This window comes from Deinococcus alpinitundrae (assembly GCF_009982895.1).
GTDB classification, from domain to species: Bacteria; Deinococcota; Deinococci; order Deinococcales; family Deinococcaceae; genus Deinococcus; species Deinococcus alpinitundrae.
The window spans coordinates 1-313 of sequence record NZ_WXZL01000175.1 but is presented as its reverse complement, the minus strand read 5'-3'; the positions used below and the strand labels follow the sequence as shown (position 1 = coordinate 313).

General features: G+C 29.7%; 1 pseudogene. It reads left to right on the top strand.

Features of this window, described 5'->3' with window-relative positions:
- Positions 1 to 91: 91 nt before the first annotated feature.
- Positions 92 to 313: pseudogene (crtM, locus tag GUI70_RS25510) on the top strand (4,4'-diapophytoene synthase CrtM); the annotation flags it as partial.

Genomic DNA, 313 nt, shown 5'->3' with positions numbered 1-313 from the left:
TTATGGTGTAGTTGAATGGAAAGGTCGTCAATATTCTATATCTAAAGAACAATAAATCGAGGTAATGGCATTTCAATATAGGAGGACTAGTATGACAATGATGGATATGAATTTTAAATATTGTCATAAAATCATGAAGAAACATTCAAAAAGCTTTTCTTACGCTTTTGACTTGTTACCAGAAGATCAAAGAAAAGCGGTTTGGGCAATTTATGCTGTGTGTCGTAAAATTGATGACAGTATAGATGTTTATGGCGATATTCAATTTTTAAATCAAATAAAAGAAGATATACAATCTATTGAAAAATACCCA